This is a genomic window from Micromonospora sp. BRA006-A (assembly GCF_033433935.1).
Taxonomy (GTDB): Bacteria; Actinomycetota; Actinomycetes; order Mycobacteriales; family Micromonosporaceae; genus Micromonospora; species Micromonospora aurantiaca.
Genome location: NZ_JANCLW010000001.1, coordinates 1690080 through 1704977, shown reverse-complemented (window position 1 = coordinate 1704977; position 14898 = coordinate 1690080). Strand labels below are relative to the sequence as shown.

Below are 14898 nucleotides of genomic sequence, written 5' to 3'. Positions count from 1 at the left end.
CGGTTCTGCCCGGCGTACCCGTCGCGTCCCCACCGCCGGGAACCCGGACGGTGGGGACGCGACGGCGAGATCACTCCGCGGAGGCGGTCGCCGGCTGCTCGGCGGCCGGCGCGGCCGGCTCGGCGGCGGCGGGCTGCTCGTCGGCCTTCTTCGGCTCCTCGAGCAGCTCGCGCTCCCACTCGGCCAGCGGCTCGTCGGCGGCGACCTGGCCGGCCTCGGGCTTCTCGTCCGCGCCCCGGTTACGGCCGGAACGGGCGATCAGACCGTCGGCGACGGCGGCGGCCACGACCTTGGTCAGCAGCTCGGCCGAGCGGATGGCGTCGTCGTTGCCCGGGATCGGGAAGTCGACCTCGTCCGGGTCGCAGTTGGTGTCGAGCACCGCGATCACCGGGATGCCCAGCTTGCGGGCCTCGTCGACGGCGATGTGCTCCTTCTTGGTGTCGACGATCCAGACCGCGGCCGGGAGCTTCTGCATGTCCCGCAGACCACCGAGGGTCTTGGTGAGCTTGATCTTCTCGCGGGAGAGCTGAAGCGTCTCCTTCTTGGTGTAACCGGCGGCGGTGCCGCTCAGGTCACCCAGGGCCTCCAGCTCCTTCATCCGCTGCAGCCGCTTGTACACGGTCTGGAAGTTGGTCAGCATGCCGCCGAGCCAGCGGTGGTTGACGTACGGCTGGCCGACCCGGGTCGCCTGCTCGGCGATGGCCTCCTGGGCCTGCTTCTTGGTGCCGACGAACAGGATGCTGCCGCCACCGGCGACGGTGGTGCGGACGAACTCGTACGCCTTCTCGATGTAGTCGAGCGTCTGGCGCAGGTCGATGATGTAGATACCGTTGCGCTCGGTGAAGATGAAGCGCTTCATCTTCGGGTTCCAGCGGCGGGTCTGGTGCCCGAAGTGCACACCGCTTTCCAGCAGCTGACGCATGGTCACGACGGCCATGGTGGGTCACTCCTACGTTGTCCCTGGTTGTCCGTCCAGCCGGCGGCCGGACGCCTGGCGCCCGATCGCCGGCCAGGGTGGGCCCGGTACGTCAGACCGGGACCAGGGAGGCCGTCGCCCCACGGAGGAGACCGTGGAGAGGGCACGCGAGGTCGACCGCACGAGGCGGTCGCCAGTCGACCAGTGTACGCGCCCCCTCCGCTGCCCGGCCCCCGGGTGCGGAGACCGGCCGTGCGGTCCGCTGGTCAGCCGGCGGCGAGCGCCGCGGCGAGGAACAGCACCAGGCCGACGGTCAGGTACGCCGTCGGCGGGCGCAGCCAGCCCCGGCTGCCGTCGGCCAGTGCCAGCCCGCCGGTGCGCAGCCCGTACAGGCCGGTGCCGAAGATCGGCAGACCCACCACCAGGAAGATGCCCACCACCACGTGCGACGTCGACACCGGGTCACCGAACACGCCGTGCAGCAACACCCGCACCGCCGGCACCTCCAGCACCAGCACCAGCGCCGCCAGCAGGACCGCCAGCGCCGGACGCCGGGTCCGGTAGACGCCGTCGCCGGGCGGCGGACCGTCCGGGCGCGGCAGCACCGCGGGCATCGGGCCGGTCGGCATCTCCAGCGGGTTCGGGGTCGCCGCCGGCTGGGCCGGACCCCCCGGACGCTCGCCGATCCGCAGCGGAGTGGCCTCGCCGGGGTTCAGCCGTGCCGCGGCGGCCGTTTCGGCCCCGCCGTCGGCACCAGGCGCCGGCTCGACGACCGGGTAGCCGCCGATCGGGCTGAGCCGGGGCTTCTCGACGCCGGCGGCAGCGCTCCGGGCGTCGACGCCGGCGCCGCCCGCCGGGTCGCTGCCGTGGGCGATGAGACCGTACGGGTCGGCACCGGCCGGTGCGGCGCCGGTCAGCGGGGCGTTCGCCGGGGCACCGAGCGTGCTCGACAGCGGGTTGCCGTGGGCGGCGGTGCCGAGCGCGTCGACGCCGCTGCGGGACACCGCGCCGAGCGGGTCGGCCGCCGACTCGCGTGCCGCGCGACGGCCGGCGCGCGACCCGGGCAGCTCACCGGAGACCTCCGGGTCGTCCGGACGCTGCGACCGCCAGCCGCTCGTGTCGTCCACCAGCGGATCGGCGGCGGAGTACCGGCCCGGCTCGGCGTACCGGTTCTCACCGGCGCGCTGCTCGGGCGTGCGGTAGTCGTCGTCGCGGTAGCGGGGCTCGCCGGCGGCGCGCCAGTCCGACTCGTATCCCCGGTCGCCCCACCGCGACCCCTGCTCATCCTCGGAGTAGCTCCGTCGTCCGTCCACGACCGGCACGGTATGCGACGGGCACCAGCCGCGCCATTCGGGTCTCCCGGGGATCGGCCCAGGTCAGCGCCGATGCCGCCGGGTTGCCGACAAGACACGCTCAGTAGCCGTACGGCGTGGATATCAGCGCGGCGTCCCGGTAGGGGACGTGCCGCTCCGTAGCAGATCGGGCTCATGATCGTCGTTCCGTCCACAGGCGGCACCCTGTCCACAGGCAACCGATCCGTGTCGCCCGTGACGGTGGCCGCCGGTCGCATCCTGGCGGGCATGACGAACCGGAACCGAGCCGTCGGGGCGTACGGCGAGCGGTGCGCGCTACGGCACCTGATCGAGACGGGCCTGCGCCCGATCGCCCGCAACTGGCGCTGCCCCGAGGGCGAGATCGACATCATCGCCTGGGACGGCCCGGTCCTGGCCATCTGCGAGGTCAAGACCCGCCGTAGCGAGCAGTTCGGCTCCCCCGCCGAGGCAGTCGTCCAGGCCAAGGCCCGCCGGCTGCGCGGCCTGGCCGCGCGCTGGCTCGCCGAGACCGGCACCACCGCCGACGAGGTCCGCTTCGACGTGCTCTCCGTCCGGCTCCCGCTCACCGGCCCCGCCCGCGTCGAGCACCTCCGCGGCGCGTTCTGACATGGGGTACGCGAAAGTGCTGAGCGTCGGCCTGGCCGGAGTCGCCGGGCATCTCGTCGAGGTCGAGGCCGACCTGGCTCCCGGACTGCCCGCCGTGATCATCTCCGGCCTGCCGGACACCGCGCTGCACGAGGCGCGCGACCGGGTCCGCGCCGCGATCGTCAACTCGGGCCAGAAGTGGCCCAACCGGCGCATCACCCTCAACCTGCTCCCCGCCACCCTGCCGAAGTACGGCTCGGCGTTCGACCTCGCCATCGCGCTCGCCGTCCTGGCCGGCTCGGGTGAACTCCCGCCGGTGGCGCTTGACGCCACTGTCGTGCTCGGCGAACTCGGCCTCGACGGCGCGGTACGCCCCGTCCGCGGCACGCTGCCGATGGTCGCCGCCGCCGCCCGCGCCGGGCACACCCGCGTCGTCGTACCCGCCGGCAACGCCGCCGAGGCGGCAGTCATCCCGGGCGTACGCGTGCACGCGGTCGACACGCTGCACCGGCTCGTCGCCCACGTCCGCGACGGCAGCCCGCTGCTCGCCCCGCCCGCCCACGTCCCGGCCGGCGGCACGGCCGGGCCCGACCTGGCCGACGTGGCCGGGCAACCGCTCGGGCGGCGCGCATTGGAGATCGCCGCCGCCGGTGGCCACCACCTCGCGCTGTTCGGCCCACCCGGCGCCGGCAAGACCATGCTCGCCGAACGACTGCCGTCGATCCTGCCCGCGCTGGACGACGAGGCAGCCCTGGAGGTGACCGCGCTGCACTCGATCGCCGGCCTGCTGCCACCCGGCGGCGGGCTGCTGCGCCGTCCCCCGTTCCAGGCGCCGCACCACACCGCCACCGTGCCCGCGCTCGTCGGCGGCGGTTCCGGGCTGGCCCGGCCCGGCGCGGTGTCGCTCGCCCACCGCGGGGTCCTGTTCATGGACGAGGCGCCCGAGTTCAGCAAGGGCGCGCTGGAGGCGTTGCGGCAACCGCTGGAGAGCGGCCGGGTGCGGGTGGCGCGTACCCGGGGCGCCACCGAGTACCCGGCCCGCACCCAACTGGTGCTGGCAGCGAACCCCTGCCCGTGCGCGAAACCCTCCGGCGACGTCGACTGCGAGTGCCCGCCGCTGGCCCGGCGACGCTACCTCGGGCGGTTGTCGGGTCCACTGCTGGACCGGGTGGACGTGCAGGTCCGGCTGACGGCGGTACGCGCGGCGGAGCTGCTGCGCACCGACGCCGCGCACGAGTCCTCGGCCACCGTCGCCGCCCGGGTGGTCGCCGCGCGGCACGCCGCCGCCGAGCGCTGGACGGCCACCGGGCACCGGGTGAACGCCGACGTCCCCGGCCCGCACCTGCGCCGGCCGCCGTGGCACCTGCCCGCCCGGGTCACCACGGATCTCCGCCGCCGGCTCGACACCGGTTCGCTGTCCGCGCGCGGCTACGACCGCGTACTCCGTCTCGCCTGGACCATCGCGGACCTGGACGGGCGGGACCGGCCCGCCCACGACGACGTGGCGGAGGCCATCCAGCTCCGGACGGGAGAGGTCGCGTGAGCGCCGACGACCGCCGGTTGGCGCGGGTCGCGCTCACCTGGCTCGCCGAGCCCGGCACCCGGTCGGTGTACGCCCTGGTCGAGCGGCTCGGCCCGGTCGCGGCACTCGATCTGCTGCTGTCCGGCGGGGCACCGGAACGGACGCTGCGGTCGGCCGTCGCGGCGCGCGGCGCCGCCGGGGACGCCCGGGCGGTCGCCGCCGACGCGCTGGCCCGCGGCGAACGGCTCGGGGCCCGGCTGGTCACCCCCGAGGACGACGAATGGCCCACCCAGGTCGGCGACCTGCGCCGGCTGGCACTCTCCGGCGCCACCCGGCGGGTCGACGTGGAGACCGATCCGCCGCTCTGTTTCTGGGTACGCGGAGCGTGGCCGCTCGGTGAGGCGCTGGCGCGCTCGGTGGCGGTCGTCGGCGCGCGGGCGGCAACCCCCTACGGCGCGCACATCGCCACCGAGCTGGGCTACGGCCTCGCCGACCGGGAGTGGACAGTCGTGTCCGGTGGGGCGTTCGGCATCGACGCCGCCGCGCATCGCGGGGCGCTGACAGCGGGCGGGCGCACCGTCACCGTGCTCGCCTGCGGCGTGGACCGCCCGTACCCGATGGGCAACGCCGCGCTGTTCGACCGGATCGCCGAGACCGGCCTGCTGGTGAGCGAATGGATTCCCGGCGCGGAGCCGCTGCGGCCCCGGTTCCTCATCCGCAACCGGGTCATCGCGGCGGCGACGAACGGCACGGTCCTCGTCGAGGCCGCCGCCCGCAGCGGCGCCACCCAGACGCTCAACCGGGCGCTCGGCCTGCGCCGCCCGGCGATGGTGGTGCCCGGTCCGGTGACCTCAGCGATGTCGGTCGGTGGGCACGAGGTGCTGCGGGAGCGGCCGGAGGCACGGCTGGTCGCGAACGTCGCGCACGTGCTGGAGGAGGTGGGACGCATCGGGTACGACCTGGCCCCGCCCGCCCGGGCACCCGAACGCCCCCGGGACCGGCTCGACGAGGAGGCCACCCAGGTGCTGGAGGCGCTGCCCCGCCGCCGGGCCCTCGACCTGGAGAGCGTCGCGGCGCGGGCGGGCGTGGACCTGCGCACCGCCATGCGCAAACTGTCCATGCTGGAGGAACTGGCGATGGTGGTACGCCGCGACGACGGCTACGCGCTCGCGCCACCACCGCCGATCGCCCGCTCGTGAGCGCGTCAGTCGCCCTCGAACCGGATCTCGGCGTCGCGGCCCTCGGCACATCGGCGGACGAGCCGGGCCAGCCGGTGCACGTGGTCGACCTCCGCCGGCGCCCCGGCCACCTCGGCCAGGCACCGCAGCTCGGCGATCAGTTGCGGCATCCGCTCGGCGCCCACTGTCAGCTCGCCGAGCGGGTCGACGCGGTCCAGCAGCGGGGTCCGCCCACCGCCCCGGACACGGTTGAGCAGGTCGAGCAGCACGTCCTGCGGATCCGCCACGGCCTCGATCGAGACGTACGCGGGCCGGCGACGACCTGTGCCCGCCGATATCTGCCGGTAGAGGACGGCGTCCACTCCCACTCTCGGCCTCCTCGTACCGGCGTCACCGTCACGGGGACGCGTTCGCCTGATCGCGGCCGGATCGACCCTCCGTCGGGGCCGGCCCGGCCACGCTGCCCGCCGGTCGCCGCACCGGAGCGTGCCGCAGCATGAGTTTCCCCTGTCCAGACCGGCTTCTGCCACCCCGCTCAGCGCGTCGTCACGTATCCCACGCCGGAAGGACGCGGCCGACGTGGCGGACGGCACAACCGACGTGCCCACCGCGAAGACGAGAGCAACGCACGGCGAACGGCGACGCTCCGGCCTTACGCTGGGGCGGTGATCGCCGTCCGCTTTCGCCGCCGCGACCGTGTGCGCCAGGACCGGGTGCCGCGATGACCAAGCGGCAGCGCGGCACCCGGGACGCGCACGAGGAACTGCCGGCCTCGATGCGCGAGGCGGTGGACGACTTCGCCGACCACCTGTCGCGGGTGCGCAACCGCTCCGTCCACACCGTCCGGGCGTACGTCACGGATCTCGTGTCGCTGCTGGACCACGCCGTCCGGATGGGCTGCACCGAACTGCCGGAGCTGGACCTCGCCGTGGTGCGCAGCTGGCTGGCGAAGCAGCGGACCATGGGTGCGGCCCGGACGACGATGGCGCGGCGCGCCGCCGCGGCCCGGACGTTCAGCGCCTGGGCGCACCGGACCGGCCTGCTCGCCGACGACGTGGCCGCGCCGCTGGCCAGCCCTCGGGCCCGGCGGGAACTGCCCACCGTGCTGCGGGCCGACCAGGCCGCCGCTCTCGTGGAGGCCCCGTCGCGGCAGCGCCGGAGCCCGCCCGGGGCCGACCGCTCGACGGCCCACCCCGAGGGCACCGGGCTCGGACGCGACCACGGAACGGCCGCCGAACCGGCATCCGCCGAGCCGGCGTCCGCCGAACCGGCCGACGCGGTGCTGCTGCGCGACCGGCTGCTGCTGGAACTGCTCTACGGCACCGGGGTACGCGTCAGCGAGGCGTGCGGCCTCAACGTCACCGACGTCGACCAGGCCCGCCGGGTGGTACGCGTGCTGGGCAAGGGCGGGCGGGAACGGTCGGTGCCCTACGGGGTGCCGGCCCAGCGGGCGCTCGACACCTGGCTGCGCGACGGCCGGCCCACTCTGCTGACCCCGGGCTCGGGCCGGGCACTGCTGCTCGGAGCCCGGGGCGGGCGGCTCAACCCGACCACCGCGCGGCGGATCGTGTCCGGCTGGGCCGGTGCCGCCGGGGTACCACGGGTCACGCCGCACGGGCTGCGCCACTCCGCAGCGACGCACCTGCTCGAAGGGGGCGCGGACCTGCGCGCCGTGCAGGAGCTGCTGGGGCACTCCTCGCTCGCCAGCACCCAGATCTACACGCACGTCTCGGTGGAGCGGCTCCGCGCCGCGTACCGCCAGGCCCACCCCCGCGCCTGACCGCCGAATCCGGGCGGCGCATGATCCATCCCGGGCTAGGATCGACGGATGACGGTGCCGCAGCCACCCGAGCCGATTCCCGGGGCTCGGCTGCTCTTCTCCCTCGATCCCTCCGTCAGCCACCTCAACCACGGCGCGTTCGGCGCCGTACCGATCGCCGTGCAACGCGCCCAGCAGCGCCTGCGCGACGAGATGGAGGCCAACCCGCTGCGGTTCTTCACGCAGGGCCTGGTCGACCGGATCGCCCACGCCCGCCGGCACGTGGCCACGTTCCTCGGCGCCGATCCGGACGGCACCGCGCTCGTAGGCAACGTCACCGCCGGAGCGGCCGTGGTGCTGCAGTCGCTGGCGCTGCGCCCCGGCGACGAGATCGTGACCACCGACCACGGGTACGGGGCGGTGGCGCTGTCGGTCGCCCGGGAGTGCGCCCGCACCGGGGCGGTGTCCCGCACCCTGCCGGTGCCGCTGACCGCCACCGACGAGGAGGTGGTCGAGATCGTCCGCAGCGGGCTGCGCCCCGGGCGTACCAGGTTGCTGATCGTCGACCAGCTCACCTCGCCGACCGCCCGGCTGCTCCCCGCCGCGGCGATCGTCGCGGTGGCCCGGGAACAGGGCGTGCCGGTGCTGGTGGACGCCGCGCACGCACCGGGCATGCTGCCGGCCACCGTCGCGTCGGTAGGCGCCGACTTCTGGGTCGGCAACCTGCACAAATGGGCGTACGCGCCACGCGGCACCGCCGTGCTCGTGGTGGCGCCGCAGTGGCGGGAGAGGATCCAGCCGCTCGTCGTCTCGTGGGAGCAGGACAGCGGCTTCCCGATCCGGGTCGAGTGGCAGGCGACGCTCGACTACACCGGCTGGCTGGCCGCGCCGGTGGGCCTGTTCACGTTGCGCAGCCTCGGCGTCGACCGGGTACGCGCGCACAACGCGGCGCTGGCCGCGTACGGGCAACGGGTCGTCGGGGACGCGCTCGGTGTGGCGCCGGAGCGGCTGCCGGAGCCCGGCGGACCGGCGGTCGCCATGCGGCTCGTGCCGTTGCCGCCCGGTGTCGCGACGACGCTGGACGCGGCCCGGGAGCTGCGGGCCCGGATCGCGGACCGGCTCTCCGCCGAGGTGTCGATCGCCGGCTGGAACGGGCGCGGCTACCTGCGGTTGTGCGGGCAGGTCTACAACACCCCCGACGAGTACGACCGGCTGGCCGTCCGGCTGCCCACGCTGCTCGCCCAGGGCTGAGCGACACAGCCGATCACCCGGCGGGGACGGGGTGCAGCGGCAGCAACCGGACGCGACCGAGCCCGAGCAGGGCCAGCGGATCGAGGTACTCCGCGTCGCGTCGCAGTCCCCAGTGCAGGCAGGCCGCCTCGGCGCAGCCCTGATGCCCGGCGAGCAGGTCGCCGACCGGCGTGCCGGCGTCCACCGGGGTGCCGGCGGTGAGCCGGGAGCGGACCGGTTCGTATGTGGTGCGCAGCCCGCCGGAATGGCCGACGGTGAGCACCGGCCGACCGGCGACCGTACCGGCGAACAGGACGGTCCCGGCGCCGGCCGCCAGCACCGGCGCGCCCGGCTCGGCGGCGAGGTCGACGCCCCGGTGCCCGGACAGCCAGGGCTGCGGCGGCGGGTCGAAGCGCCGCACCACCCGGGGCGCGCCCGGCAGCGGCCACCGGAACCGCCCGCCGGGCGCACCCCGAAGTCCCGCAGCCGAAGCACCAGAAGCCGGGGCACCCGCTGATGCGGGACCATCCGGCCCGCGCGCGGGTGCAGCCGGAGGCGGCCCGACCGAGTAGACCTCGGCCCGGGACGACATCGGCGGCGGCCCGGCGGCGCCCGGCAGGCAGACGACGAGGAACAACACCACGGCGTGAGAGATCGAGGAACGCACGCGAGCACCCTGCCCAGCCCGGGCACCCTTCCGCGCACCCCACCCGCCGGCCCTGTGGACGACGCACCGACTGTGGACGAGCGCCGAGATCGGGGCCGATCTGCTACGGCCCGGACGCCTATGCTGGCCGGGTGACGAAGGACTGGTACGCCTGGCACAGCGACTACGACCAGCCCGAGTCCACACTGGCCCGGCGGCTCGCCGAGGTGCGGCAGCGTGTATCCGGCGCCCTCGATGCGGCGCCACCCGGTCCGCTGCGAGCGCTGAGTCTCTGCGCGGGTCAGGGCCGTGACCTGATCCCGGTGCTGGCCGCCCATCCCCGGGGCGCCGACGTGACCGCCCGCCTGGTCGAGCTGGATCCGCGCAACGCCGACCCGGCCCGCCGCGCCGCCGCCGACGCCGGGCTCACCGGCGTGGAGGTGGTGACCGGGGACGCCTCGCTGACCGACTGCTACGCCGATCTGGCCCCGGCGGATCTGGTGCTGGCCTGCGGCATCTTCGGCAACATCAGCGACGACGACATCCGGGAGACGGTGCGGCACTGCGCCTCGCTCTGCGCCACCGGCGGCACGGTGCTGTGGACGCGGCACCGGCGCGAGCCGGACCTGGTGCCGGTCATCTGTGAGTGGTTCGCCGAGGAGGGCTTCGAGCCGGTCGCGGTGAACAGCCCGGCCGACGGTGTGGGCGTCGGCGCGCACCGCTTCACCGGCACGCCCCGCCCGCTGGCGCCGGGGGTGCGGATGTTCACGTTCGTGGGCTACGACGTGCTGGAGCGGACGGAGCAGCCGTGACCACTGTGGACGACGTCAGCCGGCCCTCCCGGGTGGCCGGGCCGGACGAGGCGATCAGCGCCGAGGAGCTTCAGCTCGCCGCGCGCAACCACGGCATCCCACTGGAGGCGCTGCGGTACGACGTGACCCCGGCGGGCCTGCACTACCTGCTCATCCACTACGACATCCCGGACGTCGACCCGGCCACGTACGCGCTGAGCGTGTCCGGCGCGGTCGAGCGTCCACTGCGGCTGGACCTGGCGGCGGTGCGCGACCGGCCCCGGGTGACGCACCGCGTGACGCTGGAGTGCGCCGGCAACGGCCGGGCGCTGCTGCATCCCCGCCCGGTCAGCCAGCCCTGGCTGGTGGAGGCGGTGGGCAACGCCGAGTGGACCGGTACGCCGCTGGCGCCGCTGCTGCGCGAGGCCGGCCTGTCCGGCGACGCGGTGGACGTGGTGTTCACCGGCGCGGACCACGGGGTGGAGCGCGGCGTCGAGCAGGACTACCAGCGGGCGCTGCCGGTGGCCGACGCGCTGCGCGAGGAGGTGCTGCTGGCGTACGAGATGAACGGCGCTCCCCTGCTGCCGCAGCACGGCGCGCCGCTGCGCCTGATCGTGCCCGGCTGGTGCGGCATGGCGCACGTGAAGTGGCTGCGCGACATCACCGTGACGACCGAGTCGTTCGACGGCTACCAGAACGCGGTGGCCTACCGGCTGCGGCGCGACGCCGACGACCCGGGTGTGCCGGTGACCCGGATCGAGCCGCGTGCGCTGGTACGTCCGCCCGGGTTCCCCGATTTCATGTCCCGCATCCGGGTGCTGCGGCCCGGCCCGTGCACTCTGGACGGCCGGGCCTGGTCCGGCCACGCGCCGGTGACCTCGGTCGAGGTGACGACTGACGGCGGTGGGACGTGGACAGCGGCGGTCCTGGACGAGCCGGCCGGGGGCGAGTGGGCGTGGCGCCGCTGGTCGGTGAGCTGGACGGCGACGCCGGGGCGGTACGTGCTCGGCGCCCGGGCGACCGACGCGTCGGGGCGTACCCAGCCGGTCGAGCAGCCGTGGAACCGGGGCGGGTTCGCGAACAACCTGGTGCAGCGGGTCGAGGTGGTCGTTCCGGCGGAGTGATCGGGGGCGTTCAGCCGCCTGCGGTCAGCTCCCGAATCCGGAATCTGCGGGAAGCGAGATGTCGGGCTTTTCGAGCTCTTCCACATTGACGTCCTTGAACGTCATCACTCGCACATTCTTGACGAAACGGGCAGGGCGGTACATGTCCCACACCCAGGCGTCGTGCATCTCGACCTCGAAGTAGACCTCGCCGTCGGAGTTGCGCACGTGCAGGTCGACCTGGTTCGCCAGGTAGAAACGGCGCTCGGTCTCCACCACGTAGGAGAACTGGCGGACGATGTCCCGGTACTCCCGGTAGAGCTGCAGCTCCATCTCGGTCTCGTACTTCTCGAGATCTTCCGCGCTCATCGCACTCCGCCTTCCATGACCACATCTTCCCCCACCGACGCCGGAGGTCGCGGCTGCTCGCCCAACGCCACGCCGACGGTACCCCCTGACGCGCCGCAGTGCCCCATCGGCTCGTCCGGGCGGCCGGCGAACGCTCCCGGCCCGAGACCCGGCAGCCCTGCTGCGGGCTCGGGCGACGCCGCGTCGGCGCCCACCGGTCGGCGGGCGCGGGGAGGCCGGCCGTCCCGTCCGGAGACGGCGGCCACGTTCACGTACGAGAAGCGGTGTTCCCGGCAGGGCCCGAGCGCGCGCAGGGCGGCGCTGTGCTCGGCGGTGATGTAGCCCTTGTGCTCGGCGAAGCCGTAGCCGGGGAACCGCCCGTCCAGTTCCACCATCATCCGGTCCCGGGTGACCTTCGCGAGCACGCTCGCCGCCGCCACGCACGCGGCCACCCGGTCGCCCTTCCAGACCGCCAGCCCCGGCACGTCCAGCCCGTCGACGCCGAAGCCGTCGGTCAGCACGTACTCCGGGCGGATGGTGAGCGAGGCGAGGGCCCGGCGCATCGCGGCGAGGTTGCACACGTGCAGCCCGCGGGCGTCGACCTCCTCGGCCGGGATGACCACCACGGCGTACGCCAGGGCCCGTGCCACCACCTCGTCGTAGACGCGCTCGCGTGCGGCGGGGGTGAGCAGCTTCGAGTCGGCCAGCTCGTCGATCTCGCCGCGCCGGCCCTCGGGCAGGATCGCGGCGGCGGCCACCAGCGGCCCGGCGCAGGCGCCCCGGCCGGCCTCGTCGGCACCCGCCACGTGCCGGAAGCCACGCCGTTGCAGGGCGCGCTCCAGCGCGTACAGGCCGCCGTCGCGGCGGACCACGGTGCGCGGCGGGGTCAGCATGCGCCGCCTCCCGCGAGCACGGCGCCGAGCCGGCCGGGCAGGTCCGGCGGGTAGTAGCGCTCGGCGGTGGCGGCCAGCTCGGCGACCGGCCACCAGCGGTGCCCGTGCACGCTCGCCCGTTCGACGTCGTTGAAACCCGCGGTGTCGACGTCCCAGCCCGTCACCCGGACCAGGTAGAACTGCTGCTCCTGGCGGTACCAGACGCCGTCGAACGGGAACTCGACGGTCTCCGCCCAGACCGGCGCGCCCAGCTCGGCCGGGGCCATCCGCAGGCCGGTCTCCTCGGCCAGTTCGCGGGCGGCGCCGTCGGCCGGGGACTCCCCCGGGTCGAGCCCGCCGCCCGGGGTGAACCAGTAGCGGTGACCCGGCCGGGCCGGATCACTGCCCTCGAAGAGCAGCACCCGGTCGGACGCGTCGACCAGCAGCACCCGGGCCGCGCGACGAGGGGTGTAGACGGTCACCGCACCAGCCTGCCAGACGCCTGCGACGAACGACCACGCCCTCCCGCCGCCGGCGCGGGGCCGGCGTGCCGCAGCGTGGCGCGGGCCTGCTCAGGGATTGGGGATCCCGTCGAACTGCTTGGGGACGCTGAGCCAGGTCGCGCGGCTGACCGGCCAGAAGATGGTGAAGGCCCGGCCCACGACCTCGCCCTCGGGGATGGTGGCGACGTTGATGTCCTCGCCCGACTGCTGCCAGTGCTCCAGCGAGTCGCCTGAAGCCTCCCGGTGGTCACCCATGACCCACAGGCGCCCCTTCGGCACGGTGATGTCGAAGTCCTGGTCGGCGGGCTTGTTGCCGGGGAAGACGAACGGCTCGTCGATCGGCTTGCCGTTGATGACCAGCCGCTCCTGGCCGCCGGTGCGGTCGCAGCAGACCACGTGATCGCCGCCGACGCCGATGACCCGCTTGATGAAGTCCTCGCCGTCGGGGTTGCCGCTCCACTCGGTGGGCGCCTTGAAGACGATGACCTCGCCCCGGTGCGGCGAGCGGAAGTCGTAGACCAGCTTGTTGACAAGCACCCGATCGTCGATCTTGAGGGTGTTCTCCATGGACGGCGACGGGATGAAGAAGGTCTGCAGCACGAAGGCACGCACCAGCACCGCGACCAGGATCGCCACGCCCAGGAGGATGGGCAGCTCCTTCCAGAAGGAGCTGCGGGGCTTCTCGGTCTGCTCGTCGATCACGGGTGGAGCCTACGTCGCCGGGTACGCCGCGGTCGCCCCGAACCCGCCAGAACGGTGAGCGTCGCCGCGACCGGGAGGATCAGGACGACGCCGCCGACCGGGTCGGGATCCACCGGCACCGGCCCCGGCGCCGCCGCGGCGTCCGCGCGCGGCACGCTCGCGAAGGTCTCCGGTACGGGCAGACTCGTCCACCGCTGCGAGGGCCAGACGATCATGAAGGCGCGGCCGACCACGTTCTCGATCGGCACCGGTCCCTGACACCGGGCGTCCTGCGAGACCAGCCGGTGGTCACCCATCACGAAGATCTGCCCCGCCGGCACCACCACCTCGGTGAACTGCCGGGACCGGCACTCCTTGGGATTGGGTGGCAGCTCGACCGGGGAGTCCTCGGAGACGTACGCCGTTTCGTCCAACGGCACCCCGTTGACCACCACCCGGCCGTCGTCGCAGCACCAGACCTTGTCGCCCGGTACGCCGATGACGCGCTTGATGAAGTCCTTCTCGCCCGGGCGGCTGACACCCACCAGGTCGCCGAGCGTGCGGCCGACCCGGCCGGCGAAGTTCGTCGGGGGCGCGGGCGCCTCCTGGGCGACCCAGCGGTCGGTGCCCCGGAACACCACCACCTCGCCGCGGATCGGATCCCGGACGTCGTAGACGACCTTGTTGACGAGCACCCGGTCACCGACGAGCAGCGTGTCCTCCATCGACCCGGAGGGGATGAAGAACGCCTGGAGCAGGAACGTCCGGATCAGCACCGCGAGGCAGAACGCCACGATCAGCAGCAGCGGCAGCTCCTGCCAGAGCGGCATCTGGCGGCGGCCGCGGCGGGCCCGCCGGCGCCAGGGATCGACGGCACCGTCCTCGTCAACCATCTGCACCATGCCACTCTCCGGTCCGCGGAAACGACACTACCGCCCGGGAGTCCCCTCGGAGACCCCACGGGCGGTAGTGGACCGTTTCGCACCGTCCGGCTGCGCCCGTACCGACCAGGGTAATGCGGTCTGGTCGATACGACATCCGCGCAGGCCGGGCGGCGTGGCGAACGTGGATCAGTTCGCCGGCTGCTTCTCCCGCAGCTCCTTGATCTTGGCCTTCTTGCCGCGCAGCTCACGCAGGTAGTAAAGCTTGGCGCGACGCACGTCACCGCGGGTCACGACCTCGATCCGGTCGATGCCCGGGCCGTTGAGCGGGTAGGTCCGCTCCACGCCGACACCGAAGCTGACCTTGCGGACCGAGAACGTCTCACGCAGGCCGTCACCCTGGCGGCGGATGACGACGCCCTGGAAGATCTGGACCCGGGAGCGGTTGCCCTCGACGACCCGCGCGTGCACCTTGACGGTGTCACCGGCACGGAAGTCGGGCAGGTCGGTACGCTTCGACTGGGCGTCAAGGGCGTCCAGGATGTTCAT

General features: G+C 74.2%; 17 protein-coding genes. 7 read left to right on the top strand and 10 right to left on the bottom strand.

The window, feature by feature from the left end; translation table 11 throughout:
* Positions 1–70: 70 nt before the first annotated feature.
* Complete coding sequence (gene rpsB, locus NMK34_RS08270; RefSeq protein ID WP_194799737.1) at positions 71–937, bottom strand: 30S ribosomal protein S2; 867 nt, start codon at positions 935–937, stop codon at positions 71–73.
* A 245-nt stretch (positions 938–1182) separates the two neighbouring features.
* Positions 1183–2238 carry a hypothetical protein gene (locus tag NMK34_RS08265; RefSeq protein ID WP_412098859.1) on the bottom strand — a complete coding sequence of 352 codons (1056 nt, stop codon included), beginning with the start codon at positions 2236–2238 and terminating at the stop codon, positions 1183–1185.
* A gap of 258 nt (positions 2239–2496) precedes the next feature.
* Between NMK34_RS08265 and NMK34_RS08260 the strand changes: the two genes are divergently transcribed.
* The 3 genes from NMK34_RS08260 to NMK34_RS08250 are packed head-to-tail and all read left to right on the top strand — an operon-like array spanning position 2497 to position 5556.
* Positions 2497–2856 (top strand): YraN family protein, encoded by a 360-nt coding sequence (locus NMK34_RS08260; protein ID WP_318332907.1) that lies wholly within the window; start codon positions 2497–2499, stop codon positions 2854–2856.
* Position 2857: 1 nt separating this feature from the next.
* Entirely contained in the window at positions 2858–4378 is a 1521-nt protein-coding gene (locus NMK34_RS08255; protein WP_318332906.1) for a YifB family Mg chelatase-like AAA ATPase, read from the top strand.
* Complete coding sequence (locus NMK34_RS08250) at positions 4375–5556, top strand: DNA-processing protein DprA (RefSeq protein WP_318332905.1); 1182 nt, start codon at positions 4375–4377, stop codon at positions 5554–5556. Before NMK34_RS08255 ends, NMK34_RS08250 begins: the two co-directional genes overlap by 4 nt.
* 5 nt (positions 5557–5561) lie before the next feature.
* Here NMK34_RS08250 and NMK34_RS08245 read toward each other — a convergent pair whose 3' ends face one another.
* A complete protein-coding gene (locus NMK34_RS08245; RefSeq protein WP_318332904.1) occupies positions 5562–5903 on the bottom strand; it encodes a hypothetical protein in 342 nt (113 codons plus the stop codon).
* Between the two features lie 353 nt (positions 5904–6256).
* Here NMK34_RS08245 and NMK34_RS08240 point away from each other — a divergent pair, with 353 nt between their 5' ends.
* Both NMK34_RS08240 and NMK34_RS08235 read left to right on the top strand, forming a co-directional pair.
* Positions 6257–7315 (top strand): tyrosine recombinase XerC, encoded by a 1059-nt coding sequence (locus tag NMK34_RS08240; protein ID WP_318332903.1) that lies wholly within the window; start codon positions 6257–6259, stop codon positions 7313–7315.
* A gap of 48 nt (positions 7316–7363) precedes the next feature.
* On the top strand, positions 7364–8545 hold the full coding sequence (locus tag NMK34_RS08235) for an aminotransferase class V-fold PLP-dependent enzyme (protein ID WP_318332902.1): 1182 nt from the start codon (positions 7364–7366) through the stop codon (positions 8543–8545).
* 13 nt (positions 8546–8558) lie between these two features.
* On the opposite strand, the gene NMK34_RS08230 is transcribed toward NMK34_RS08235, so the two are convergent.
* Positions 8559–9116 carry a M23 family metallopeptidase gene (locus tag NMK34_RS08230; RefSeq protein WP_318336293.1) on the bottom strand — a complete coding sequence of 186 codons (558 nt, stop codon included), beginning with the start codon at positions 9114–9116 and terminating at the stop codon, positions 8559–8561.
* Positions 9117–9322: 206 nt separating this feature from the next.
* Here NMK34_RS08230 and NMK34_RS08225 point away from each other — a divergent pair, with 206 nt between their 5' ends.
* Together NMK34_RS08225 and NMK34_RS08220 are read left to right on the top strand one after the other, a co-directional pair.
* Positions 9323–9982, top strand: coding sequence for a class I SAM-dependent methyltransferase (locus NMK34_RS08225; RefSeq protein WP_318332901.1), 660 nt, complete (start codon positions 9323–9325; stop codon positions 9980–9982).
* Positions 9979–11085 carry a sulfite oxidase gene (locus NMK34_RS08220; RefSeq protein WP_318332900.1) on the top strand — a complete coding sequence of 369 codons (1107 nt, stop codon included), beginning with the start codon at positions 9979–9981 and terminating at the stop codon, positions 11083–11085. Before NMK34_RS08225 ends, NMK34_RS08220 begins: the two co-directional genes overlap by 4 nt.
* 24 nt (positions 11086–11109) lie before the next feature.
* Here the strand turns inward: NMK34_RS08220 and NMK34_RS08215 are convergent, their stop codons facing one another.
* From NMK34_RS08215 to rplS, 6 genes are all read right to left on the bottom strand, one after another.
* Positions 11110–11433, bottom strand: a complete 324-nt coding sequence (locus NMK34_RS08215) for a DUF2469 domain-containing protein (protein ID WP_011905215.1) — start codon at positions 11431–11433, stop codon at positions 11110–11112.
* Positions 11430–12305 (bottom strand): ribonuclease HII, encoded by an 876-nt coding sequence (locus NMK34_RS08210; protein WP_318332899.1) that lies wholly within the window; start codon positions 12303–12305, stop codon positions 11430–11432. Before NMK34_RS08210 ends, NMK34_RS08215 begins: the two co-directional genes overlap by 4 nt.
* Positions 12299–12766 (bottom strand): NUDIX hydrolase, encoded by a 468-nt coding sequence (locus NMK34_RS08205; RefSeq protein WP_318332898.1) that lies wholly within the window; start codon positions 12764–12766, stop codon positions 12299–12301. The genes NMK34_RS08210 and NMK34_RS08205 overlap by 7 nt, the downstream gene beginning before the upstream one ends.
* Before the next feature lie 90 nt (positions 12767–12856).
* Complete coding sequence (lepB, locus tag NMK34_RS08200; RefSeq protein WP_318332897.1) at positions 12857–13489, bottom strand: signal peptidase I; 633 nt, start codon at positions 13487–13489, stop codon at positions 12857–12859.
* On the bottom strand, positions 13486–14370 hold the full coding sequence (lepB, locus tag NMK34_RS08195) for a signal peptidase I (RefSeq protein ID WP_318332896.1): 885 nt from the start codon (positions 14368–14370) through the stop codon (positions 13486–13488). Before lepB (NMK34_RS08195) ends, lepB (NMK34_RS08200) begins: the two co-directional genes overlap by 4 nt.
* Positions 14371–14538: 168 nt before the next feature.
* Positions 14539–14898 (bottom strand): 50S ribosomal protein L19, encoded by a 360-nt coding sequence (gene rplS, locus NMK34_RS08190; RefSeq protein ID WP_013284591.1) that lies wholly within the window; start codon positions 14896–14898, stop codon positions 14539–14541.

Coding starts and splice junctions, on each gene's coding strand:
- rpsB (WP_194799737.1), bottom strand. CDS start 937: ATGGCCGTCGTGACCATGCGTCAGCTGCTGGAAAGCGGTGTGCACTTC.
- NMK34_RS08260 (WP_318332907.1), top strand. CDS start 2,497: ATGACGAACCGGAACCGAGCCGTCGGGGCGTACGGCGAGCGGTGCGCG.
- NMK34_RS08255 (WP_318332906.1), top strand. CDS start 2,858: ATGGGGTACGCGAAAGTGCTGAGCGTCGGCCTGGCCGGAGTCGCCGGG.
- NMK34_RS08240 (WP_318332903.1), top strand. CDS start 6,257: ATGACCAAGCGGCAGCGCGGCACCCGGGACGCGCACGAGGAACTGCCG.
- NMK34_RS08235 (WP_318332902.1), top strand. CDS start 7,364: ATGACGGTGCCGCAGCCACCCGAGCCGATTCCCGGGGCTCGGCTGCTC.
- NMK34_RS08230 (WP_318336293.1), bottom strand. CDS start 9,116: ATGTCGTCCCGGGCCGAGGTCTACTCGGTCGGGCCGCCTCCGGCTGCA.
- NMK34_RS08215 (WP_011905215.1), bottom strand. CDS start 11,433: ATGAGCGCGGAAGATCTCGAGAAGTACGAGACCGAGATGGAGCTGCAG.
- NMK34_RS08210 (WP_318332899.1), bottom strand. CDS start 12,305: ATGCTGACCCCGCCGCGCACCGTGGTCCGCCGCGACGGCGGCCTGTAC.
- lepB (WP_318332896.1), bottom strand. CDS start 14,370: ATGGTGCAGATGGTTGACGAGGACGGTGCCGTCGATCCCTGGCGCCGG.
- rplS (WP_013284591.1), bottom strand. CDS start 14,898: ATGAACATCCTGGACGCCCTTGACGCCCAGTCGAAGCGTACCGACCTG.